The sequence below is a fragment of the Salipiger mangrovisoli genome, assembly GCF_015223355.1.
GTDB lineage: Bacteria > Pseudomonadota > Alphaproteobacteria > Rhodobacterales > Rhodobacteraceae > Salipiger > Salipiger mangrovisoli.
This window is the reverse complement of the sequence record NZ_JADFFK010000025.1, coordinates 14,530-35,996: the sequence shown is the minus strand read 5'-3', so window position 1 is coordinate 35,996 and position 21,467 is coordinate 14,530. Positions and strand designations below refer to the sequence as shown.

The window sequence follows — 21,467 nt, the reverse complement described above, 5'->3', positions numbered from 1 at the left end:
TGCTTCATTGGCAGGACTGAATGCAGGGTGGCGGGCCATGAAGGATTCGAACCCTCGACCGACCGCTTAGAAGGCGGTTGCTCTATCCAACTGAGCTAATGACCCGTCGGAGAGTGAGTAGCCCAGCTCGAAACCATCCGCAACAGCGCCCTGCCTCCACCGCACCGGCTCGAAGCGTGCCGGGCTCAGGATGTCTTGGCTGCAGGCGGCGGCGCAGGCCCCGCCCCGCCTGCGGCGCAAATGCCGCGCTCGACCTGCGACGTTGCGCGGATGGCTTGCCTAGGCAGCAAGGCTCGACCAGTCTGAACACCCGTGCTCAAGAACCGAGGCCACCATGTTCCGGTTGATCTGTGCCCTTCTCACCTGCCTCCTGCTGACAGCCTGCGCCAGCCAGCCGCCGCAGGGCCCGCGCACCGCAAGCGCCGCGCTGGTCGCCCCAAGCACGGCACCGCTCTCGCAGATCGCCCGCAAGTGGCAGGGCCGCGCCGACGGAAAATCCGGGGTGCATATCGTGGGGAACGGCATCGATGCGCTGGCGCTTCGGCTGGCGCTCGCCGAGATCGCCACCACCAGCATCGACGCGCAGTACTACCTTCTGCACAACGACGAGGCCGGACGGCTCTTCGCCGACGCCCTGCTGCGCGCGGCGGATCGAGGCGTGCGGGTACGGCTGCTGCTCGACGACATGGACACGCGCGGCTACGACGAGACCACCCACGCGCTCGAAACCCATCCGAACATCGAGATCCGCCTGTTCAATCCCTTTGCCCGCTCGCACGGGAAGGCGCTTTCGGCGCTGTTTGAATTTCGCAGGATCAACCGCCGGATGCACAATAAGTCGATGACCTTCGATGGGCGCGCCACCATCGTCGGCGGCCGCAACATCGGCGACGAGTACTTTTCGGCGCGCGAGGATTCCAACTACGACGACCTCGATCTTCTGGCCGCCGGGCCGGTTGTCGCCGAGGTCGGCCGCTCATTCGACGCCTATTGGAACAGCCGCTACGCCATCCCCGCGGCCTTGGTGATCGCCCCCAAGAAAGACGGCCCAGACCTCGCCGCGGTGCGCGATCGTTTGACCGGGATGCGCCAGGAAATTGCGCAGACGCCCTATGGCAGCGCCCTCACCGCGCACGTCGCGACCCTGAAGCGGCAGCCGCCCCGGCTCACCGCCGCGAAGGCCACGCTGCTCGCCGACCCGCCGCAGAAGGCCGCTGGCGATCTGCCCGCCTCGGAGACCTTCGCCGCCTCGATGCTGCCCTACGTCACCGCGCTGGAAAGCGAGTTCCTGGTGGTCTCGGCCTATTTCGTGCCCCGCGACAGCGGCACCGCCCTGCTCAAATCGCTTGAGGCCCGCGGCGTCGAGGTGACGGTGCTGACCAACTCCCTCGATGCCACCGATGTGCCCGCGGTCTATGCCCATTACGCCCATTCGCGACGTGAGTTGCTGGAGGCGGGGGTGGACCTGTGGGAGTTGCGCGCCGAAAAGGACCGCCCCGACCGCACGCTGTCGGGGCTCGGCCTGTCGCGCTCTGCGCTGCATGCCAAAGCGTTCGTGCTGGACCGCAAGCTGCTCTTCATCGGCTCGTTCAACTGGGACCCGCGCTCGGTTCGGATCAACTCCGAGATGGGAATCCTCGTCGAGTCGCCCGAGCTTGCCGCGCAGGCGGCGGCGAACTTCAAGATGCTGCTGCCCGATGCCGCCTTCCACCTGCGGCTCGATGAGCAGGGCCGGATGCAATGGCTTGAACATGCCGAGGGCGACCGCTGGCGGCTTTTCCGCTCCGAGCCCATCCTCTCGACGATGCGCGCCACCACCGCCTGGCTGACCGGCCTCCTGCCGATCGCCAGCCAGCTCTGAACCCCGCCGCGTTGACATCCCGGCCGACTTCGTCCCCACTCCGGCGAACCGTGCCAAGAGGATGATCCGTTGACGATGAAGGACACCCCGTTCCAGACGCTCGTGCTGTCCACCGTCTTCGTGCTCGCGGCCGGAACATTGCTTGTGCTCGGCCGCAATATCCTGCTGCCGATCGTCACCGCTACGATCCTGGTCTACCTGCTGGAATCCGTGGCGGGAGCCCTGCGCCGCCTGCCGATCCTTGGACGTCTGCCCTTTGGCGTGTTGCGCCTGCTGCTCCTGATTTGCGCCGCCGCCGTGGTCTTCGTCCTGGCGGCCGTCTTCTCGGCCACCGTGCGTGACATCATGTCCGTCGCCCCGACCTACGAGGAGAACCTGCGCACCATGGTCGACGGGATCGGTGCCTATTTCCATTTCGAGGACGACGTTCTTTGGGATCGCGTCACCGCCGAGACCATCGGTCGGATCGATCTGCGAAGGTTCTCTCTGGCGGTTCTGGGCGGCTTTACCAACCTTGGTTCGGTCGTGCTGATGGTGATCATCTACGCCGCCTTTATCACGGCCGAGCGGCGTTCGTTCCAGCGCCGCCTGAGCGCCGGGCTGAAGTCCCCGGAACAAAGCGCGCGGGTGCTCGCCGTGGTCGGTGCGATCAACGACAAGATCAGCCGGTACCTCGCCTTCAAGACGCTGATCAACGTCGTGCTGGGCGCGGTCTCTTACGCCATCCTCTGGGCTTTCAACGTGGATTTCGCGCTGTTCTGGGCAGTGGTGATCGGGGTTCTGAATTACATCCCCTACGTCGGCTCGCTGCTGGCGGTGGCCTTTCCCGTCGCGCTGTCACTGGCGCAGTTCGGCTCCATCGGGCTGACCGTGGGACTCGGCGCGGCGCTGACCGCGATCCAGGTCACGCTCGGAAACATCGTCGAGCCGCGGCTGATCGGGCGGCAACTCAACCTGAGCCCCTTCGTGGTGCTGCTGGCGCTGGCGCTCTGGACGACGCTCTGGGGCATCCCCGGCGCGATCCTCGCCGTGCCGCTGACCTCGATCCTCGCCATCGTCCTCGCCAGTTTCGAGAAAACCCGCTGGCTTGCGCTGCTGCTCGCCGAGCGCGTGGACGGGCCAACCCGGCCCGGCGTCACCGAGGACTCTTCGCAAGTGTTAACAGATAGTTGACACGAAGGGGGGTACAGGCGCACCGTCGTGTCACCGGAATTTGACCGGCTGGCATCGAAGGAATTTGGAAATGCAGCATTGGCTCACCTGGGTTATCCTCGGTATCGCGAGCATCGTCGGCGGGGTGGTCGCGCTTCTCAACCCCTTCGCCGCCTCGGTGGCGGCGCAAACCATCGTCGCCTGGTTCTTCCTGATCATCGGCGTGATCCAGGCGATCAGCATCTTCCGCGTCACGCGCATGAAGGAACGTCTGCTCGCCATCCTGATGACGATCATCTACCTCTGGCTCGGCATCAGCTTCCTGGCCAATCCGCTCGAGGGCCTGATCTCGCTGACCCTGGTTGCGGCCATCCTGTTCCTGGTCAGCGGCGTGGCAAAGGTGATCTACGCCTTCTCCGTCACCGAGAGCCGCTACAAGATGCTGATGATCATCAGCGGTGCGATCTCGGTGGTGCTGGCGATCATGATCTTCACCAACTTCCCTTCCTCGGCCGCAGTGGTGCTGGGCGTGCTGCTCTCGGTGGAACTGCTCTCGACCGGCGTTGCGATGGTCGCCTTCGGACTGGTGCTGAAACAACATCCCGAGCTGCGGAAGCCCGCCGCCTGAACTGGCGCCCTGCCTTTCGGCCTGCCGGTTCAGCCCTTGCTGGAGGATGCCGGAAGCGCTGCCTCGACCTCGGCCGGGTAGCGTTTGCGGCACTCCGACTGGCCCGCCGCCGCGTCGCGCCGCAGCTGCGGGATCTGCTCTTCGAGCGCTGCATCGCGACGGCGCAGTTCCTCGGCATTGATCGGAACCCGGCGGGTCACCGGCTCGGTGTCGTGGCGCCAGCAATAGTGCAGATACCCGTGATGGCTGCCGCAGACGTCCCAGCGCAGACGGGTTTCCCACTCGGTGCTGTAGGTGAATCCGCGGGCCAGGTCCTTGGCGATCTCTGCCCGCTCCCGCATCGCCTGGCTGTAAAGGTTCGCGGCATCGCGGTTGCAGCGCTCGTAGGGCGTGCTGCAAGCGGCGAGTCCGAGAAGCGAGGCGAGAACGATCTGGCGCATGACGAAAATGCTACCCCCGATCCGCAATTGGGTCGAGTCGCTCATTCGCGCGGCCAGACGGTTGAGACGCACGTTCGCGTGACCTATCTGACTGACAAGTCGAGCAAAGGAGAAAGACCATGATGGGACGGATCACGATCATGCTGGGGCTCTGTGCCGGCATTGCCGGGTGCAGCGAAGCCGAGACCGAAACCGAGACCGGGGCCGACACCTGCGGCGCGGCGGCCTACCAGACTCACATCGGTCAGCCGGTGGAGGAACTGGGCCTCACCGCCGGGGACAAGCTGCGAATTCTCGGGCCGAACCAGCCCATGACGATGGATTTCCGCATGGACCGGATGAACATCGAGACCGACAGCGCCGGTCAGATCCTGCGGGTGTTCTGCGGCTGACCGCTGCCGCGGCTAAGAACGCACAATATAAGGCGTTGGTTCCGGACAATATTTTCGGAACCATCAAGCCCATCTCACGGTTCCTTTACCGAACATCACGGCGCAACACAGCGCCGGACAAAAACGGAAGGGAACTGAACATGCGTACCGGATCCATCGTTGCCCTCGTCGCCGCTGCCGCCGTCGTCATCGGCGTCGGAGCCTACATGATCGACTTCGACGTCACCAAGGAGGGCCGCCTGCCCGACGTGGACGTCTCGGTCGATGGCGGTGAACTGCCCGAGGTTGATGCCGAGGTCGGTTCTGTAGAGGTCGGAACCAAGACCGAGAGCGTGACCGTGCCGGATGTCGACGTCGAGGTCGACACCAAGGAGGCCGAGGTCACCCTGCCGAACATCGAGGTCACCCCGCCGGACGAAAAGAACGACAGCTGATCGCTGCCTTACAAGACGGAAAAGCCCCTCTTCACCGAATGTGGAGAGGGGCTTTTTGCCGTCCGTCGGTTCAATGCCAGGCAAGGCTCACCGCTTGCGTCGCTTTACATTGCCGCCATGCTGGCCAGGGCGCCCGGCAGTCGAGCGGCCGCGAGTCTTCACCGCTGCCTCCGAGGCCGCCTCGACCGCCGACTGCCGCGCCAGAGGGTCGTCGTGGATCGCCAGGTCGACCGCTTCGAGCCGCTTGATCTCGTCGCGCAGCCGCGCGGCCTCCTCGAACTCGAGGTTCTCGGCCGCCTTGCGCATGTCGGTGCGCAGCCCGTCGAGCACCGCCGTCAGGTTCGAGCCCTGGTGCTTGGACTCGATCGTGGCGGTGACCCGGTTCATGTCGACGTCGCCCTGGTAGAGACCGGCGAGGATGTCGTCGACGTTCTTCTTCACCGTCGCCGGGGTGATGCCGTGTTCCTCGTTGTAGGCGACCTGCTTTTCACGCCGCCGCTCGGTCTCGGCCAGCGCCCGCTCCATCGAGCCGGTGACGCGGTCGGCGTACATGATCACCCGCCCGTCGGCATTTCGCGCGGCGCGGCCGATGGTCTGGATCAGCGAGGTCTCGGAGCGCAGGAAACCTTCCTTGTCGGCATCGAGAATGGCCACGAGCCCGCATTCGGGAATGTCGAGCCCCTCGCGCAGAAGGTTGATCCCGACCAGCACGTCAAACGCCCCGAGCCGCAGATCGCGCAGGATCTCGATGCGCTCAATGGTATCGATATCCGAGTGCATGTAGCGCACTTTGATCCCCTGCTCGTGCAGGTATTCGGTCAGGTCCTCGGCCATCCGCTTGGTGAGCACGGTGCAGAGCGTGCGGTAGCCCTTTGCCGTCACCCGCCGGATTTCGTCCAACAGGTCGTCCACTTGTGTCTTCACCGGGCGGATTTCGACCATCGGGTCCAGAAGGCCCGTCGGGCGGATCACCTGTTCCGCAAAGACCCCGCCCGCCTGCTCCAGCTCCCAGTTCGACGGGGTCGCCGAGACGAAGACCGACTGCGGGCGCATGGCGTCCCATTCCTCGAACTTGAGCGGGCGGTTGTCCATGCAGGACGGCAGCCGGAAGCCGTGCTCGGCCAGGGTGAACTTGCGCCGGTAGTCGCCCTTGTACATGGCGCCGATCTGCGGAACCGAAACGTGGCTCTCATCGGCGAAGACGATGGCGTGATCCGGGATGAACTCGAAAAGCGTGGGCGGCGGCTCGCCCGGCGCCCGGCCCGTCAGGTAGCGCGAGTAATTCTCGATGCCGTTGCACACGCCCGTCGCCTCGAGCATCTCGATGTCGAAGTTGGTGCGCTGCTCGAGCCGCTGCGCCTCCAGCAGCTTGCCCTCGGCGACGAGCTGGTCGAGCCGCTGGCGCAGCTCCTTTTTGATCTGGATGACCGCCTGCTGCATTGTCGGCTTCGGCGTCACGTAGTGCGAGTTGGCGTAGACGCGGATGCGCTCGAAGCTGCCGGTCTTCTCGCCGGTCAGCGGGTCGAACTCGGTGATGCTCTCCAGCTCCTCGCCGAAGAAGGACAGCTTCCAGGCCCGGTCCTCGAGGTGGGCGGGCCAAATCTCCAGGGAGTCGCCGCGCACCCGGAACGCCCCGCGCGAAAAGCCCGCGTCGTTGCGGCGGTACTGCTGCGCCACCAGATCGGCGATGATCTTGCGCTGGTCGTATTCGCTGCCGGCGTGCAGGTCCTGGGTCATCGCGCCGTAGGTCTCGACCGAGCCGATGCCGTAGATGCAGGAGACCGAGGCGACGATGATCACGTCGTCGCGCTCGAGCAGCGCCCGGGTCGCCGAGTGGCGCATCCGGTCGATCTGCTCGTTGATCTGGCTTTCCTTCTCGATGTAGGTGTCCGAGCGCGGCACGTAGGCCTCGGGCTGGTAGTAGTCGTAGTAGGACACGAAGTATTCCACCGCGTTGTCCGGGAAGAAGCCCTTGAACTCGCCGTAGAGCTGCGCCGCCAGCGTCTTGTTGGGGGCGAGGATGATCGCCGGGCGCTGCGTTTCCTCGATGATCTTGGCCATGGTGAAGGTCTTGCCGGTGCCGGTGGCCCCGAGCAGCACCTGGCTGCGCTCGCCGTCCCGCACCCCCTGCGCCAGTTCCGCGATGGCTGTCGGCTGGTCGCCCGCGGGCAAGAATTCGGTTTGCATGCGGAAGCTGATGCCGCCCTCGAGCTTCTCGCGCGTCCGGACGTCCGGCGCGGGGGCGTGCATCATCGGCATCGACTTATCGGAATGGGAATAGGGCATGGGGTCATCTCCGGGCGCGTGCAAGAGGTGTCGCGCCGAGCGGCAGTTTCAAGAGGCTTCGATCGGGGTCAGCGGGGACTCAGGCCCGGTGGCCGGGCATTTTCACGGAATGTTCCTCTAATATGGGCGAGACGCAAGGGTTGCGGAAGATTTGCCGCACTGCCTCACCGCGATCTCTTGCCCCGGCAGTATAAATTCCCGATAACGCCAATGAATGTCAGGAGGGATTCCATGCGCGCACGGATTTACCAGCCGGCCAAGACGGCCATGTCTTCGGGACAAGCAAAGACGAGGGACTGGGTTCTGGAATTCTTCCCGGCCTCGGCTCGCGAGGTCGACCCGCTGATGGGCTGGACCTCTTCGTCGGACACGCAGAGCCAGGTGCGGCTGAAGTTCGACACCAAAGAGGCCGCACTGGCCTATGCCGCGGAGAACGGCATCGAGGCGCAGGTGAACGAGCCCAACAAGCGCAAACCCAACCTCCGCGCCCGCGGCTATGCTGAAAATTTCGCGGTCGACCGCCGGGGCGCCTGGACGCACTGAGGGTGTAAGAGACACCTGAGTTTTTTCCAGGGATCTACATGTAGGGCGCCCATTGGGTGCCCTTTCCATATCTAGCGCATGCTTGCAAAGCGCGCGGCGGCGCGCATGATCCGGCGCAAGACTAGTGCATACGAGGAGGACCCCGATGGCAGGCAAGGCTCTGAACAAGAAGAACCTCCTCGAGCTGGGTGCCGACACGCTGGCCGACCTGCTGCTCGAGGCGGTGACTGGTTCAGAGACGGCCTCAAAGACAAGGGCTCTAGGATTTGCATTCCGGGCCGGAAGCGTAGAAGGAGCACGGCTCGACATGTTCGCCGCCGCTGCAAGCGAAGCAACCGCAGCAAGATCATGCTTGGCAGGCTCAGGGACTGGCGGCGCGTCGCAAACCGCTCGGGCCGATGCCCGAAGGTCTTCCTCAGCCATGACCCGCGCCGCTACCGGTATCTTCTGGCTCTGAAAATCAATGAGCCTGGAGCCTGAGGGCGTCACTCGGAAAGATAGTCCGTGCTTGGAAAGCCGTCTGCCGAGCGTGCCGACCAGCCCGCGACAAGCGCTTCCAGATTGTCGAGCGAAGCGGCTTCGACTGAAGCGGGAGACGCGTAGGTCACCTGCGCGATGGCGAGACTGCCACACATCAGTGTCTGTACTGACCATTGCATGACCCTGGCGTTGTCAGGGGGCACGCCAAAAGCCCCCAGACGCGAGGTGATCTCGGCGTTCACACGCTCGCACCCGACAGCGTTGCTGCGCAGAGCCATCAGCAGCTGGCCGGAATCCCTGAAGGTCGACTGGGTCAGCCAGAGTTGGCGCCCGTATGCGCGCAACCAATCCTGCCATGTCGAGACCTCCGGAATTTCACCGAGGCAGTCCCAGAGCAACCGTTCGCCCATGGCAGCCAGAAGATCGCCCTTGTTCGCCACATGCCAATAGAGAGAGGGGGCCTTTACGCCAAGGCGGGTCGCGAGGGTCCTGAGGCTCAACGCGTCGAGGCCCTGCTCATGCGCCAGGGCCAAGCCTTGCTCGATTACGGTATCACGGTCCATTCAATCCTCGCTGGTGGCCCTTGACGCGGCGGTAGCGTCAATATAACGCATGACTAACAGTGTTAGATTGCATTCCGCACTGTTCGATAAAATCACATCAATGGCGGGCAGGCGACCAGGTTTCTCGGCGCCACATCCTCGCCGACACAACGAACGCAGATGTCGCTCCGCGAACGGGCGCCCCTTCGCAGGCGTGCCCGCCCAGTGGCTCGGATGGGCGCCCCCGATCCTTCGGGTCGCCGTGTCATGCATTGACCGTCCCGGCCACGGTCCGCGCTCCAAGCCCCCGAAATTCGGCGCCCGCTTGGAGGTCCGGCGTCATCTGCCTGGTACAGGAAAGGTAGCCGACCCAATGAAGTTCTTACGATGGTGCTTCGCAGCAATTCTTGCTGTTGCAGCGCTTTACCTGGTGGTCCTGGGCGCAAAGCTGGCCGGTGCCGGCGGGTCCTGGTACTATGCGCTCACCGGATTGGGATACCTGGTCGCGGCCTATCTGATCGCGCGACAGGACCGTCGCGGTGCCGGCGTCGTGCTGGCCCTTCTGCTCGTCACCCTGATCTGGTCCTTCTGGGAAGTCGGCACGGACTACTGGGGCTGGTTCCCGCGCCTTCTTGCTCCGCTCGGCTTCGCGATCGCCGCCGCGCTTCTTTTCTCCTCGCGGTTTGACAAGGTCGGCAAGGGGCTGCTGGCCGCCGGCGTTGTCGGCATCCTTGCCTTCGGCGGCTTCCTGGCCAGGGGCTTCATCAACGTCCCCTACGTGAGCCCGAACGACCCTGGAGAGTTCGTCGTCGCAGAGTCTGACAACGCGCCGCTCAACTGGACGGCCTACAGCCGTGACACGATGGGCACCCGCTATTCGCCCTTCACCCAGATCAACCGCGAGAACGTGGGCTCGCTCGAGCTCGCCTGGACCTACGAAACGGGGCGAGACGAGACCAACCCCTGGAAGGTCGATCAGAACACACCGCTGCAGATCGACAATACGCTGTACTCCTGCACCCCCGAGAACGTCATCCACGCGATCGATGCCACGACCGGCGAGGGCAAGTGGACCTATGATCCGAAGGCGGACGCCGTCGGGTTCCTGCGCTGCCGTGGCCTGGGCTACCATCTCGACGCCGACACGCCCGAGGATGCCCCCTGCCACGAGCGGATCATCGGCAATACGATCGACGCCCGCCTGTTCGAACTGGATGCAGCGACGGGCGCGCTCTGCGAGGACTTCGGCACCAACGGCGAAGTCGACTTGCGGGACCGCATGGTCGAAACGGGGCCGCAATACTACTTCCAGACCTCCGCTCCGCTCGTTGCGAACGACAAGATCATCGTCGGCGGCTGGATCGCGGACAACCAGGCGATCGGCGAGCCTTCCGGCGCGGTGCGGGCCTTCGACGTCCGCTCGGGCGCACTGCTCTGGGCCTGGGATCCGGGCGCCCCGGAGACCACTGCCGAACCGACCGGTGACGAGACGACCTACACGCTCGGTACTCCCAACATGTGGACCCATGCCGCATACGACCCCGAGCTCGACATGATCTATGCCCCGATGGGCAGCGCGGGCACCGACTACTGGCTGGCGGACCGGCCGGAGCAATCGCGCCCCTACAACACGGCCATCGTCGCGCTGAACGGTGCAACCGGGCGTCCGGTCTGGCACTACCAGACGGTTCATGACGATCTGTGGGACCTCGACTTGCCTTCGCAGCCCGCGCTGATCGACATGAAGAACGACGCGGGCGAGATGGTCCCGGCGCTCGTGCTGCTGACCAAGCGCGGCGAGATCTTCACCTTCGACCGTCGCGACGGCACGACGCTGACCGAGATCGAGGAGCGCCCCGTGGCGACGACCGGCGGCGCCCCGGACATCACCCCTGCCCCGACCCAGCCCTACTCAGTCGGGATGCCGAACTTCAGCATTGGCGAGCTGACCGAGGCCAAGTCCTGGGGCATGACCATGTTCGACCAGCTGACTTGCCGGATCGCCTTCCGCCAGCAGCGCTGGGATGGCGAGTTCACCCCTCCGGGCACCGACTGGGCTCTTGAGTATCCGGCGCCCTCGGGCGGGTTCAACTGGGGCAGCGCGTCTTATGACCCGGTCAATCGCCTGCTCTTCGTCAACGACATGCAGATGGTCTATGCCCACCGCCTGATCCCGCGCGAGGAATACACCGAGATCACCAAGACACGGGACGCGACCCCGGATGGCCACAGCCTGGCCCCGATGCAGGGGACGCCCTACGGTCACGAGCTTCGCATGTGGGCCTCGGCGCTTGGTGTACCCTGCACCCAGCCGCCGCTGGGCACGGTCACCGCGATCGACATGGACACGCGCGAGATTGCCTGGCAGGTCGCGTCGGGCACCGCCAGCGAACTTGGCCCTCTCGGCATGAAGCTCGGCCTGCCGATGACCATGGGCATGCCCAGCTACGCGGGCACCACCGTGACCGCCGGCGGCCTGGTGTTCTTCGCGGGGACACAGGATTACTTCCTGCGGGCCTATGATGCGGCGACGGGCGAGGAACTGCTCAAGATGCCCTTGCCGGTCGGCGCCAGCGCGACGCCGATGGTCTATGTCTCGCCCGAGAACGGCAAGGAGTACGTCCTTCTGTCGGTCGGCGGCTCCGCGCAGTCTCCGGTGACCGGCGACTACCTGATGGCCTTCACCCTGCCGGACTGAGCCTTCCGGTGGCTCCATGAAAGACCTTGGTCGGGGCCCGCGGGGCCCCGACCGCTCTTTGGCCGGAGCCCGCGCCATGCATGCCCGAATGGGCTGGGGCCGACGGGGAGGAAACTGTGGAGCCAGAAGGAGCCGAAGACCGGTTTCTGCTGGTCGAAGGTGCAGGCGACGAACAGACCCGTAGCCGTCTCCCGAGGCAGATCAGTGCGAGGAGTGAGACCGATGGTCGGCCACCCTATGACTGTACTGCATTTCCATCCGCTGCTTCAGCGCCGCAATGTCGCCCAGGTCCGCTACGGTGACACGCAGGTCGGTCACCCTTGGCCATGTTCTCTGGAATATCCGTTGCACTGTCGATCTACCCCTGTCCGAGCGCGCAGGTCGTCTGCGCGTCGGCGCATCTTATCTTCGGCACCCGCATATGCTGGCCATTGCGCCGATGCCGACAGCTCTGTGCCGTGGTTTGGGGGCCCTTGCTCCACGAAGAACCCCCATTTCCTGACATGCCGCTCATGGGCAGCCGGAAATTCTGCCGTTTATACGCGAAGCGATTTATTGGTTCACCCGCGCGTCGAGGTCACGGTCAGCGCACTGCTTTAGCCACTGCTCAACGGATGGGGAAAATGGCACCGCGCAGCGCGGTTTCCCACTCAACCGGAGGCGTAGCTGGAGTCAATTTCGGCCTCGGCGCGGTTGGCGAGATCTTCGAGCAGCCGCGCCGCCGGTTCCCCGGTGAGGGCCGAGGTCCAGAGCCGGTTCGCGATATCCTCATGCATTTGCACAACGTGTTCCATGTCGATGATCGACGCGACACCGTAGCGGACGTTGGGAATGTCGACGACACGGAACGGGCTGTTGACGACGCGGCTGCGGTCCATCTCGCGGATGATCTGAAAGCCGGACACCGGCAGGCCCTCGGTCAGCACGCCGATCTGCACCCCCATCTCCGGAGTGCGCAGCATCCGCGCGATATGCCTGACTTCCCGCACCGCATGGCCGCGGCGCGCCTTGGTGACGTGCGCCGAAACATTGGACCGCGCGACGAGGCCGGTGGCAAGGAACCGCTCGATCTCGGGCACCGAGGAAATTGATACGAGCCCCATGCGCCGCGCGCGAAACGTCTCCTTGCGACCACGCAACGAGGTGAGAAGCTGGTCCAGTCGCAACTCAACTCCCGTCGAGATGTCCGGAAAGGTTTCGGAGAGCGCTTCTCGCAGGACAACATCGTACTCGTCAGATGTGAGCATATAGGCGATGGGTCCGAAGACGATCACCGCAGACAGCGCCCGGGCCTCGATCTGCCGGACGCGCTCGAAGAACACGATTCCATCCGATACGAATTCGATGTCGATCCCCAGCAGCGCTGTCATCGGCACATGCAGCAGGTTGGCGAGCTTCTGCACCGTCTCGATTTTGACCACATCGCCCTTCTCGTAGCGATAGACGGCCGCACGGCTTACCCCGAGACGGGCGGCGAGATCGTCCACGCTGCGACCGGAAGCGATGCGATACGTCCGCAGGCGGTCGCCGATGTCGGGGAAGGCTGGTCCCGTCTTCGCCATTTGTCTCATCCCATGAGAATGCATAACCTAATTTTTCATATTTATCACATCTTGAAACTTTTCTGACACCCCTTTCTTGGGCGATGGTGGCAAGAAAATGAGGGACAACCATGCTGACGCATCTTTCCACCACCGTCGACGGGGCCAAGGTCGTTTACGATCGGACCGAACAGGACGGCTACCCGGTCATCTTCGTGCATGGCGGGTTCGGCAGCTCCTCGGAGCTGTGGCACCTGACAATGGAGAGCCTTCCGAACGGCTTTTGCGGTTACGCGATCAATAACTTCCTGCGCTCCGATGCGCCGCCGGATGGCTACACGATTGAAAGCCTTGCGGCACGGGTCGCACATTTCGCCCAGGCCCTCGGGCTCGAGCGCCCGGTCATCGTCGGCCATTCCATGGGCGGCGTCGTCTGTCAGCAGGCGGCGATCAACTTCCCCGAGGTGATCGGTGGTCTCGTCACGGTCGGCAGCGGCCCGACGATGAAGAATCACAACACCGGTCGTGACCTGCTTGCCACCATGCGCAAGGCCAACGGCATCACCGAAGAGCTGATGCGCGAGATCAGCGCGAAATGGTTCTACAAGGAGCCGCCCGAGGGGTTCTTCGACGCCTATGTGTCGCGTGCCATGCAGGCGCCCATGCAGGCAGTGATCGACATCCAGGCGAGCCTGCTCGACACCGATCTAGTGGACGATCTTCCGAAGGTCGCGGCTCCGACGCTGGTGCTGCATCCGACCGAGGACTCTGGGCGCCCGATGGAACACGCCGAGCTTCTGATGGCCGGTATTCCCGACGCCCGGCTGCATGTCTTCAAGGACTGCGGCCACTCCCCCATGCTCGAATCCAAACTCGAGTTCGACACCGTCTTCCATGCGTTCCTCGACGATGTGAGAGGCGGAACAACAAAAGCGGCCCAGTAAGGTCTCCAACAGAAAGGATCACCACCATGACGCTCTCGCGTTTCAAGCTCGCGCTCGGCGCCACCGTTCTCAGCACCCTGCTGGTGCCGGCTGCCGCCTCGGCGCAGACCACCGCCAACGTGCTCGGCGGGTTTTCCAACCAGTACCAGAACGCCGAAATCGAAAAGCCGTTCTTCGAGGGGCTCGAAGAGGCGACCGATGGCACGGTTTCGGTGCGGTTCCGCTCGATCGACGAGCTCGGCCTCAAGGGGTACGACGGCTTCCGCCAGCTGCAATCGGGTGTCTTCCAGATCATGGAAATCTCGCCGGGTTACGTCTCGGGCGACGATCCTTTCGTGATGGGCCTCGACCTGCCCGGCATCATGCCCGAGCTCGCCACAAATCGCGCGGCGATCGACGCCTACCGCGCGCCGCTCGCAGAACGGGTGCGCGAGAAATTCGGCGGTGAACTGCTGACCATCTGGCCCTATCCGGCCTCGATGCTCTTCTGCCGAGGAGAGCTGAACAGCCTGTCCGACCTCGAAGGCAAGAAGGTCCGGGTCTTCTCGCCGGCGCTCAATGACCTCGTGACCTACTTCGGTGCCAGCGGTGTCACCCTGCCGTTCTCGGAGGTCTACCCGAGCCTTCAGCGCGGCGTCGTCGATTGTGCCATCGCCGCGTCGCTGTCGGGCTACGAAGCGAAATGGCACGAGGTGACCGACACGCTCTTCACGCTTCCTCTGACCTGGGCCAACCAGCTTCACGTTGCGAACGGCGACTTCTGGGACGAGCTGCCCGAGGATGATCGCGCAGCGCTTGCCGCCGAGTTTGCCAAGATGGAAGACAAGATGTGGTCGGTTGCCGAGGACGCCACCGCTCAGGGGATCGCCTGCAACACTGGCGAGGGCGAATGCACCTTCGGCGAGGCGGCGGACATGAAACTTGTCGAATACGGCCCGGAAGACGAAGAAAAGCTGAACGAAGCGGTGAACGCGGCGGTTCTGCCGGGCTGGGCCGAGGATTGCGATGCCGCATTCGGCGAATGCACATCGATTTGGAACGAAACCGTCGGTGCCGCGACCGGCTACACGATCGAATGACCTCCCTTGGGTCAGCCTGTACCAAGGGCTGACCTTCACTGCCGCCGGTCTTTTCCCTTTCGGCCCGGTGGCTCCTTTTCCTACCGACATTCAGGTTGCGCCGAGGCGTCACGCTGGTCGGCAGATCAACGAAGGCGCGACGGAGCGGCAGATGCGCAAAGTTTTGGATATCGTGACGATCCTTGCGGGGGCCGGTTTTCTTGGCCTCGCCTTTCTCACGGCCTACGAGGTTCTGAGCCGAAAGCTCTTCAATCACTCGCTTGCCGGGGTCGATGAAATCGGGGGCTACGTCTACGCCATTGGCGGCGCCGTCGGCTTTGTCGCGGCCTATGTGGCCAACGCGCATATCCGGATCAACCTGATCGTCGCACGTTTCCCCCACGGGCTGCGGCTGGTGCTCAACGTCGCGTCCCACCTGACGCTGCTCGCCTTCGCCGCACTGCTGACCTGGCGCGGCGGCGCGGAATGGCTGCGGTCCTACGAGCTTGGAGCGGTCTCGCCGACACCGCTCGGCACGCCGCTGATCTACCCGCAGGGCATCTGGCTGATCGCATTGGCCACCTTCACGCTGGTGATCGCGGTCACGCTGATCCGGGCGCTTGCGAAACTCTTCGGAGAGGGCGGCGTCGAAGCCGCCGCCCGTGACCTCGACATCGACGACATAGCAGCCGAGACCGACGCCGAGCTCGCATCGCTCAAGCGGCGCCAGGCGCCGGAAGGACACTGACATGATGGACACGACGACGCTCGCAGCACTCTACATCGCCCTGCTGGTCGGCCTTTCATTGCTCGGCCTGCACGTCGCGGCGGTGATGGCGATGATCGGCGTGGCCGGTGCGCTGCTGACCTTCGGTCCCGCCGTGGTGATGAACATCGGCGGCCTTGCCTGGGCCACCTCCAACGACTACCTGCTCGTCGCCTTGCCGATGTTCGTCCTGATGGGCGAGCTACTGCTGCGCTCGGGCGTCACCGACCGGCTCTATACGGCGCTCTCGGCCTGGGTCCAGGGCATTCCCGGCGGCCTGCTGCACAGCAACATCTTCGCCAGCGCAATCTTCGCCGCCACCTCCGGTTCGAGCGTCGCGACCGCCGCCACCATCGGCAGCGTCGCCATGCCGAACATGATCGAACGTGGCTACAACGAGCGGCTCGCTCTCGGGTCCATCGCCGCCGGCGGTACCCTCGGCATCCTGATCCCGCCCAGCATCAACCTGATGATCTACGGTGCGGTCACCAGCACCTCGGTGGGACGGCTGTTCGCAGCGGGCATCATTCCCGGCGTGCTGATGACGCTGCTCTTCGCCACCGTCATCGTGATCTGGACCCGCTTTGACCGCCGGTCGGCCGGTCGCCCGCTGGCGCCTGCCCCGATGCGCGTAAGGCTCGCTCTGCTGGTCGATCTCCTGCCGATCCTGTTCATATTCCTGGTCGTCATGGGCAGTCTCTACTCGGGTTTTGCCACCGCCACCGAGGCCGCCGCACTCGGCACGGTCGCCGCCACCGCGCTCGCGGCTCTGCGAGGTCGCCTCACCCCGGCAATGCTCGCCGAGGCCTTCCGCTCGACGATCAAGGTCACCGGCATGGTGACCCTGCTCATCGTAGCCGCCTTCTTCGTGAACTTCGTGCTCGGTCTCATCGGCATCCCGCAGGCGGTCGCGCACTGGGTCGACACGGTCAGCACAGGCCCGCTGATGACCTTGGTTCTGCTCATCGGCCTCTATCTGGTGCTGGGCTGCTTCATGGAGACGCTCTCGATGCTTATCACGACCTTGCCGATCGTGACGCCGATCGTGCTGCAGCAGGGCATCGATCCGGTGTGGTTCGGGATCTTCGTGGTCATCATGTGCGAGCTCTCGCTGGTGACACCCCCGGTCGGCATGAACCTCTTTGTCGTGCAGGGTATCCGCAGACCCGGATCGGACGTGCGCGACGTGGTGCTCGGCGCCCTGCCTTTCGTGCTGTGCATGCTCGCCCTCGTCGGCCTGCTCATCGCCGCGCCGGTCCTCGCGACCTGGCTGCCGGATCTTCTCTACGGTTGATCCCAAGCGCTCGAAAACCGCGCAGCAACCGGCCCGGCGGCCGGTCGCCCTACCCCTTTGCTTGCTTCCTGCGAGGTACACCATGACCGGTCCAGTCGCTCCGACCACCGAACCGCTCGGCATGTTCGCCGCCCGCCTCTTCGACGAGATCCGTGCCCTTGCGCCCGATGGTGCGGGCGTCTCGCGCCCGGCGTTTTCCGAGATCGAGAGCCAGGTGCTGGATCACCTCGCGCGGGAAGCGCGTGCCCAGGGCCTGGTCGTCGAGGAAGATGCAGGGCGCAACCTGCTGTTTTGCCTGCCCGAACATGCCGACGCCGAGGCATGGGATCTGACCGGCAGCCATGTGGACTCGGTTCCGCGGGGGGGCAACTACGACGGGCTGGCCGGTGTCATCGCCGGGCTTCTGGTGCTGCTCTCAGCGCAGCGCGGCGAAAGCACGCTCGACCGCCCGCTCAAATGCATCGCCCTGCGGGCCGAGGAAAGTGCCTGGTTCGGCACCTGCTACCTCGGCTCCAAGATGCTCACCGGGCAGTTGACCGATGCCGACCTCGACGCTCCGCACAAAGGCGACGGCCGCCCGCTGCGCAGCCATCTCGACGCTCTGGACGTCGATGCCGCCGCTGTTGCGGCCGGGACACCGCTTGGCGACATGGCCAAGGTGCTTTCCTTTGTCGAGTTGCACATCGAACAGGGTCCGCAGCTGGTGAACAACGATCTGCCCGCGGCCGTGGTTTCCGCCATCCGCGGCAATTTCCGGTTCCGCCAGGTGCAGTGCATCGGCCAGGCCGGGCATTCCGGTACGGTGCCGCAAAAGGACCGGCATGATCCTGTGCTCGCCTACGCCGAGTTCATCAGCGGACTCGAGGGCTACTGTCTGGCGCGGCTCGCGCGCGGCGATGACCTGGTGATGACCTCTGGCGTGGTGGGCACCGACCCGGACCAGCATGCGATCGCGCGTATCCCGGAGCGGGTCTCGTTCTCGCTCGACATCCGCTCCGGCTCCCGCGCATTGCTCGCGGAGCTCCAGACCGAGGTGACATCGCGCATGGACCGGATATCCAAAGCGCGGGATGTCCGGTTCGAAACCGGCTCGGTGGTCAGGAACGAGCCCGCCGAGCTTGATCCCGGCGTCGTCTGCGGGCTCGAACAGGCGATGGGCGACGTCGTGGGCCAGAGCATCGTCGTCGCCTCGGGCGCTGGCCACGATGCGGCGGTCTTCGCCGCCGCCGGGGTGCCGACCGGAATGATCTTCGTGCGCAACCGCAATGGCAGCCACAACCCTGCCGAAGCGATGACAATCGCGGACCTGATGGTCGGTGTAGATATTCTCAAAGCCCACTTCGCGCGGCCCGCCCAGGTCGCAATGACCACAAATTCAGACAATGAGGCTAACATGTTCGATGAACTGATCAGGACGTTCGAAGCCCACGGCAAGAGCATCCACGCGCATGCGGCGCTGGCCAAGGCCGCCCGCCGGGCGGCGGCCGAACAACCGAAAAGAGCGGTTGCGCTGCATCTCATTGCAAGTCGCGCCGAGTCATTTGTCGAGTGTTTTGAGTGCATGCCGTTGACATACAGCGAGGGCGCCAACGCGGAAAATGCCCTGCGCGCCCTTGTCGCGGAGCTCGAAACGGCGCTGTCGATGGGCTCGGACGCAGAGGCGCTTGCAGCGCTTGGCGCGGCGGCCCAACGCTGCTGCGCGCTGGAACTCGCCGAGAGCTGAGCCACCGACGCGCAGCACTCTTGGCGAGCCAGCGCCCTCGAGGTGGTCCAGCCATGATGCGCAAGTCCGGTCGGATCTCGGCGAACAGGAGGGCTGCGGATTGGCCGGAAAGCGACAGAATGCAGAAGACGGTGTCACCAAGCTTCGGCAGGTCGAGGTGCTGCATGGCCAGGGCCTGTCTGTCGCGTGCACAGGCTGACCTGCCACTGATCTTTGATCCGGCCGCGACCAGAGCCCGGTTTGCATTTGCGAAGATCGGCGCAGGGCGGGCGATCGCGCGACGTGCGGGGCCTTCATTTGGCGCAGCGGGGCGGGCGATTGTGGTGGTCAGGGTCCGCGCGTTGTCAGGTTGCGGAACATGGTCCCGTTGAGCCGCTCGTCCCGCATCCGACCGTTGAAGCTTTCTACGATGCCGTCCTGCATCGACTCGCCTGGCGCGATGTGGTGCCACTCGATCCGCTGGGTGGCAACGAAGGTGAACATCGCGTTGCTGGTCAGTTCGATGCCGTCGTCAGAGGCAAAGATGCCAAAGCAACGGCCTGCCGATGGCGAAGACCAAAAGCCACTGTTCAGCGTGAGACGCCCATGAGTTCGGCCCCAGCACGTTCGAGGTCACTTTTCGATTGTCGGTTCAATCGACGACGACGGCGCCTCGGGGCCCAAGCACGCGGAGCCCAGCCACGGACCCGCATCGCATTGAATGCGAACCAGTCCGTCCTGCGATGGCGGGAGGCAACGGGATTTGGCGAAGAACCGTCTCTAAGATACTGGCTAATAATGACTAATTGTGATGCAGAAGATGTACCAAGACGGGTTCAGGGCCATCCACGTCGACATATTCAGCCATCACGGACAACCCAAGAAGCTGTCATCGAAAGCAGGACCACCCCTCGTTGCGGAGCCGGACGTGGAAGGGCTGCGCGGCGGCTCAGAGACACGCGAGTGGTCGTTCAAGCCCAGGCAAACACTGAACTCCTTCGTCGATCCGCGCGCCTGTCGCGATCGTCGAACGGCCAAAACATCGATTTTAGGAATGTGGTTAAGAAAAATATATTCTCTTTTTTTGAAGAACGACCCGCCTTAGTTTTTCCTTCACACCCGATCGCAAAGACAAACACAAACTTCAGGGAAAAAAACATGCTGTACCGTACTATCATGCTCGCGACGCTGGCAGCCGGCCCCGCGGCAGCCGAAAACTGGGATCTGCCGCTTGCATGGCCGGCCGAGAACTACATCTCGGTGGCCGCCGGAACCTTCGCCGGCGACGTGAAGGATGCGACCGAGGGACGGGTCGAGATCACATTGCATCCCGGCGGTGCCCTGGGGTTCAAGGGCCCGGAGATGTTGGGTGCGGTCCGCGACGGTCTCGTGCCGATCGGTGACATGCTGCTGAACCAGCAGGTCGGAGACGAGCCGCTGCTTGGCCTGACCTCGCTTCCCTACTTCATCTCCTCCTTCGAGGAACTCGCGGAATTCGAGGACTTCTTCCGCGAAAAGCTCGAAGCGATCATGGAAGCCAACAACCAGAAATTGCTCTACACGATGCCTTGGCCGCAGCAGCAGATCTGGACCAAGACCGAGGTCACCGATCTGGCCTCGCTCGCGGGGATCAAGATCCGCTCCTATGACCGCTCCTCGACCGACGTCTTCGCCTCTGCCGGCATGACCCCGGTACAGCTGCCCTGGGGCGAGGTGATCCCCTCGCTGGCGGCGGGCGCCATCGACTCGGTTGCGACCTCCTCGCCCTCCGCGGTCGACGGCTCGTTCTGGGAATTCCTCGAGTACGGCTACCCGACCCGGCAGACATGGAACCTGAACGCGGTGACGGTCAACCTCGACAACTGGAACGCGCTGGACGAAGCCGACCAGACCGCCATCACCGAGATTGCCGACAAGCTCCAGCCCGAATTCTGGCAGGCTGCCCAAGACGAGGATGCCCGCAACATGGACGTCCTTGCCGAGAACGGCATGACGCTCGCGCCGATCTCGGACGAGCTGCGCGCCGAGCTGGCAGACCTGGCAGCACCGCTGCGCGCAGCGGTGCTCGAGGAACTGGGCGGCGAGGCCACGGCCGTCGTCGACGGCTTCAAGGCCCGCTGACCCCTGCTGAGACGACCCTGTCGCGGGCCATCCCGGCCCGCGACGTTCCGACAACCGAGAGAAACCCATCATGATCAAGACCGTTGACCGCCTGTCCTACGCTCTTTCACTGCTGTCGGGCCTGGCGATATGCTGCATCGTCGTCTTGATCGTCGCAGAGATCTTCCTGCGCAAGTTCGCCGGGATCAGCCTGCATTTCGTGTGGGAATACTCCGTCTTCATCCATATCTCGGCGGTCTTTCTCGGCGCCGGGTGGACGTTGCGTACCGGCGGCCACATCCGGGTGACGCTGCTGCGCGGCTTCATCCCGCGGGCCTTCGAATGGATCAGCGGCCTCATCGGCCTCGCGATCGCCCTCTTCCTCACCAGCGCCATGACGCAGCTTGCGCTCGGCTACCTCTGGTCGGGCCGGACCACCGGCACCACCACCGACACGCCGCTCATGATCCCGGCCGCCTTCGTGGTCTTCGGCTGCGGGGTGCTGACGCTGCAGATCGCGCTGCGGCTGCTCGCCCTGCTTCTCGGCAAGGAGCTCGAGCTCGACACGACCGGCGAGGACGACCCCGCCCCGATCATGGATTGACC

Annotated in this window: 18 protein-coding genes, 1 tRNA gene and 3 pseudogenes; 16 read left to right on the top strand and 6 right to left on the bottom strand. The window is 64.4% G+C overall.

The window, feature by feature from the left end; translation table 11 throughout:
* Positions 1 to 28: 28 nt before the first annotated feature.
* Positions 29 to 105: transfer RNA gene (locus tag IQ782_RS24640), tRNA-Arg, on the bottom strand.
* Between the two features lie 229 nt (positions 106 to 334).
* On the opposite strand from IQ782_RS24640, the gene IQ782_RS24635 reads away from it, so the two are divergent.
* The 3 genes from IQ782_RS24635 (at position 335) to IQ782_RS24625 (ending at position 3,641) form a co-directional block, all read left to right on the top strand.
* Positions 335 to 1,861: a phospholipase D family protein gene (locus tag IQ782_RS24635; protein WP_194137329.1), complete on the top strand. Its 1,527-nt coding sequence runs from the start codon at positions 335 to 337 to the stop codon at positions 1,859 to 1,861.
* 75 nt (positions 1,862 to 1,936) lie between these two features.
* Positions 1,937 to 3,034, top strand: a complete 1,098-nt coding sequence (locus IQ782_RS24630; RefSeq protein ID WP_240989558.1) for an AI-2E family transporter — start codon at positions 1,937 to 1,939, stop codon at positions 3,032 to 3,034.
* 70 nt (positions 3,035 to 3,104) lie between these two features.
* Positions 3,105 to 3,641 carry an HdeD family acid-resistance protein gene (locus IQ782_RS24625; RefSeq protein WP_194137327.1) on the top strand — a complete coding sequence of 179 codons (537 nt, stop codon included), beginning with the start codon at positions 3,105 to 3,107 and terminating at the stop codon, positions 3,639 to 3,641.
* Positions 3,642 to 3,670: 29 nt separating this feature from the next.
* Here the strand turns inward: IQ782_RS24625 and IQ782_RS24620 are convergent, their stop codons facing one another.
* Positions 3,671 to 4,081, bottom strand: a complete 411-nt coding sequence (locus tag IQ782_RS24620; RefSeq protein ID WP_194137326.1) for an excinuclease ABC subunit B — start codon at positions 4,079 to 4,081, stop codon at positions 3,671 to 3,673.
* Between the two features lie 119 nt (positions 4,082 to 4,200).
* Here IQ782_RS24620 and IQ782_RS24615 point away from each other — a divergent pair, with 119 nt between their 5' ends.
* Together IQ782_RS24615 and IQ782_RS24610 are read left to right on the top strand one after the other, a co-directional pair.
* Positions 4,201 to 4,473 carry an I78 family peptidase inhibitor gene (locus IQ782_RS24615; protein ID WP_194137325.1) on the top strand — a complete coding sequence of 91 codons (273 nt, stop codon included), beginning with the start codon at positions 4,201 to 4,203 and terminating at the stop codon, positions 4,471 to 4,473.
* 140 nt (positions 4,474 to 4,613) lie between these two features.
* Positions 4,614 to 4,907, top strand: coding sequence for a hypothetical protein (locus tag IQ782_RS24610; RefSeq protein ID WP_194137324.1), 294 nt, complete (start codon positions 4,614 to 4,616; stop codon positions 4,905 to 4,907).
* 87 nt (positions 4,908 to 4,994) lie between these two features.
* On the opposite strand, the gene uvrB is transcribed toward IQ782_RS24610, so the two are convergent.
* Complete coding sequence (uvrB, locus tag IQ782_RS24605; RefSeq protein WP_277347902.1) at positions 4,995 to 7,193, bottom strand: excinuclease ABC subunit UvrB; 2,199 nt, start codon at positions 7,191 to 7,193, stop codon at positions 4,995 to 4,997.
* A 231-nt stretch (positions 7,194 to 7,424) separates the two neighbouring features.
* Between uvrB and IQ782_RS24600 the strand changes: the two genes are divergently transcribed.
* The 3 genes and pseudogenes from IQ782_RS24600 to IQ782_RS24595 all read left to right on the top strand — a co-directional run.
* A complete protein-coding gene (locus IQ782_RS24600) occupies positions 7,425 to 7,736 on the top strand; it encodes an ETC complex I subunit (RefSeq protein WP_194137323.1) in 312 nt (103 codons plus the stop codon).
* A 145-nt stretch (positions 7,737 to 7,881) separates the two neighbouring features.
* A pseudogene (locus IQ782_RS30350) lies at positions 7,882 to 7,968 on the top strand (DUF6880 family protein); the annotation flags it as partial.
* Positions 7,962 to 8,193: pseudogene (locus IQ782_RS24595) on the top strand (IS5/IS1182 family transposase); the annotation flags it as partial. The pseudogenes IQ782_RS30350 and IQ782_RS24595, both read left to right, overlap by 7 nt.
* 28 nt (positions 8,194 to 8,221) lie before the next feature.
* Here the strand turns inward: IQ782_RS24595 and IQ782_RS24590 are convergent.
* Positions 8,222 to 8,779 carry a TetR family transcriptional regulator gene (locus tag IQ782_RS24590; RefSeq protein ID WP_194137322.1) on the bottom strand — a complete coding sequence of 186 codons (558 nt, stop codon included), beginning with the start codon at positions 8,777 to 8,779 and terminating at the stop codon, positions 8,222 to 8,224.
* A gap of 352 nt (positions 8,780 to 9,131) precedes the next feature.
* Here IQ782_RS24590 and IQ782_RS24585 point away from each other — a divergent pair, with 352 nt between their 5' ends.
* Positions 9,132 to 11,456, top strand: coding sequence for a membrane-bound PQQ-dependent dehydrogenase, glucose/quinate/shikimate family (locus IQ782_RS24585; protein ID WP_194137321.1), 2,325 nt, complete (start codon positions 9,132 to 9,134; stop codon positions 11,454 to 11,456).
* Between the two features lie 650 nt (positions 11,457 to 12,106).
* Here the strand turns inward: IQ782_RS24585 and IQ782_RS24580 are convergent.
* Entirely contained in the window at positions 12,107 to 13,018 is a 912-nt protein-coding gene (locus IQ782_RS24580; RefSeq protein ID WP_194137320.1) for a helix-turn-helix domain-containing protein, read from the bottom strand.
* Positions 13,019 to 13,128: 110 nt separating this feature from the next.
* On the opposite strand from IQ782_RS24580, the gene IQ782_RS24575 reads away from it, so the two are divergent.
* The 5 genes from IQ782_RS24575 (at position 13,129) to IQ782_RS24555 (ending at position 18,782) form a co-directional block, all read left to right on the top strand.
* Positions 13,129 to 13,941, top strand: coding sequence for an alpha/beta fold hydrolase (locus IQ782_RS24575; protein ID WP_194137319.1), 813 nt, complete (start codon positions 13,129 to 13,131; stop codon positions 13,939 to 13,941).
* A 26-nt stretch (positions 13,942 to 13,967) separates the two neighbouring features.
* Positions 13,968 to 15,020 (top strand): TRAP transporter substrate-binding protein, encoded by a 1,053-nt coding sequence (locus IQ782_RS24570; protein WP_194137318.1) that lies wholly within the window; start codon positions 13,968 to 13,970, stop codon positions 15,018 to 15,020.
* 151 nt (positions 15,021 to 15,171) lie between these two features.
* Positions 15,172 to 15,747: a TRAP transporter small permease subunit gene (locus tag IQ782_RS24565; RefSeq protein ID WP_194137317.1), complete on the top strand. Its 576-nt coding sequence runs from the start codon at positions 15,172 to 15,174 to the stop codon at positions 15,745 to 15,747.
* Between the two features lie 4 nt (positions 15,748 to 15,751).
* Entirely contained in the window at positions 15,752 to 17,059 is a 1,308-nt protein-coding gene (locus IQ782_RS24560) for a TRAP transporter large permease (RefSeq protein ID WP_420832690.1), read from the top strand.
* An 82-nt stretch (positions 17,060 to 17,141) separates the two neighbouring features.
* Positions 17,142 to 18,782, top strand: coding sequence for a Zn-dependent hydrolase (locus IQ782_RS24555; protein WP_194137315.1), 1,641 nt, complete (start codon positions 17,142 to 17,144; stop codon positions 18,780 to 18,782).
* Positions 18,783 to 18,999: 217 nt separating this feature from the next.
* Here IQ782_RS24555 and IQ782_RS29985 read toward each other — a convergent pair.
* Positions 19,000 to 19,310, bottom strand: a pseudogene (locus tag IQ782_RS29985) (integrase core domain-containing protein); the annotation flags it as partial.
* A gap of 609 nt (positions 19,311 to 19,919) precedes the next feature.
* Here IQ782_RS29985 and IQ782_RS24545 point away from each other — a divergent pair.
* Together IQ782_RS24545 and IQ782_RS24540 are read left to right on the top strand one after the other, a co-directional pair.
* Positions 19,920 to 20,882 (top strand): TRAP transporter substrate-binding protein, encoded by a 963-nt coding sequence (locus IQ782_RS24545; RefSeq protein WP_194137313.1) that lies wholly within the window; start codon positions 19,920 to 19,922, stop codon positions 20,880 to 20,882.
* A 70-nt stretch (positions 20,883 to 20,952) separates the two neighbouring features.
* A complete protein-coding gene (locus IQ782_RS24540; protein WP_194137312.1) occupies positions 20,953 to 21,465 on the top strand; it encodes a TRAP transporter small permease in 513 nt (170 codons plus the stop codon).
* The last annotated feature ends 2 nt before the right edge of the window (positions 21,466 to 21,467 follow it).

Coding starts and splice junctions, on each gene's coding strand:
- IQ782_RS24615 (WP_194137325.1), top strand. CDS start 4,201: ATGATGGGACGGATCACGATCATGCTGGGGCTCTGTGCCGGCATTGCC.
- IQ782_RS24575 (WP_194137319.1), top strand. CDS start 13,129: ATGCTGACGCATCTTTCCACCACCGTCGACGGGGCCAAGGTCGTTTAC.
- IQ782_RS24635 (WP_194137329.1), top strand. CDS start 335: ATGTTCCGGTTGATCTGTGCCCTTCTCACCTGCCTCCTGCTGACAGCC.
- IQ782_RS24570 (WP_194137318.1), top strand. CDS start 13,968: ATGACGCTCTCGCGTTTCAAGCTCGCGCTCGGCGCCACCGTTCTCAGC.
- IQ782_RS24580 (WP_194137320.1), bottom strand. CDS start 13,018: ATGGCGAAGACGGGACCAGCCTTCCCCGACATCGGCGACCGCCTGCGG.
- IQ782_RS24555 (WP_194137315.1), top strand. CDS start 17,142: ATGACCGGTCCAGTCGCTCCGACCACCGAACCGCTCGGCATGTTCGCC.
- IQ782_RS24540 (WP_194137312.1), top strand. CDS start 20,953: ATGATCAAGACCGTTGACCGCCTGTCCTACGCTCTTTCACTGCTGTCG.
- IQ782_RS24560 (WP_420832690.1), top strand. CDS start 15,752: ATGGACACGACGACGCTCGCAGCACTCTACATCGCCCTGCTGGTCGGC.
- IQ782_RS24620 (WP_194137326.1), bottom strand. CDS start 4,081: ATGCGCCAGATCGTTCTCGCCTCGCTTCTCGGACTCGCCGCTTGCAGC.
- IQ782_RS24585 (WP_194137321.1), top strand. CDS start 9,132: ATGAAGTTCTTACGATGGTGCTTCGCAGCAATTCTTGCTGTTGCAGCG.
- IQ782_RS24610 (WP_194137324.1), top strand. CDS start 4,614: ATGCGTACCGGATCCATCGTTGCCCTCGTCGCCGCTGCCGCCGTCGTC.
- uvrB (WP_277347902.1), bottom strand. CDS start 7,193: ATGCCCTATTCCCATTCCGATAAGTCGATGCCGATGATGCACGCCCCC.
- IQ782_RS24625 (WP_194137327.1), top strand. CDS start 3,105: ATGCAGCATTGGCTCACCTGGGTTATCCTCGGTATCGCGAGCATCGTC.
- IQ782_RS24565 (WP_194137317.1), top strand. CDS start 15,172: ATGCGCAAAGTTTTGGATATCGTGACGATCCTTGCGGGGGCCGGTTTT.
- IQ782_RS24590 (WP_194137322.1), bottom strand. CDS start 8,779: ATGGACCGTGATACCGTAATCGAGCAAGGCTTGGCCCTGGCGCATGAG.
- IQ782_RS24630 (WP_240989558.1), top strand. CDS start 1,937: ATGAAGGACACCCCGTTCCAGACGCTCGTGCTGTCCACCGTCTTCGTG.
- IQ782_RS24545 (WP_194137313.1), top strand. CDS start 19,920: ATGCTGTACCGTACTATCATGCTCGCGACGCTGGCAGCCGGCCCCGCG.
- IQ782_RS24600 (WP_194137323.1), top strand. CDS start 7,425: ATGCGCGCACGGATTTACCAGCCGGCCAAGACGGCCATGTCTTCGGGA.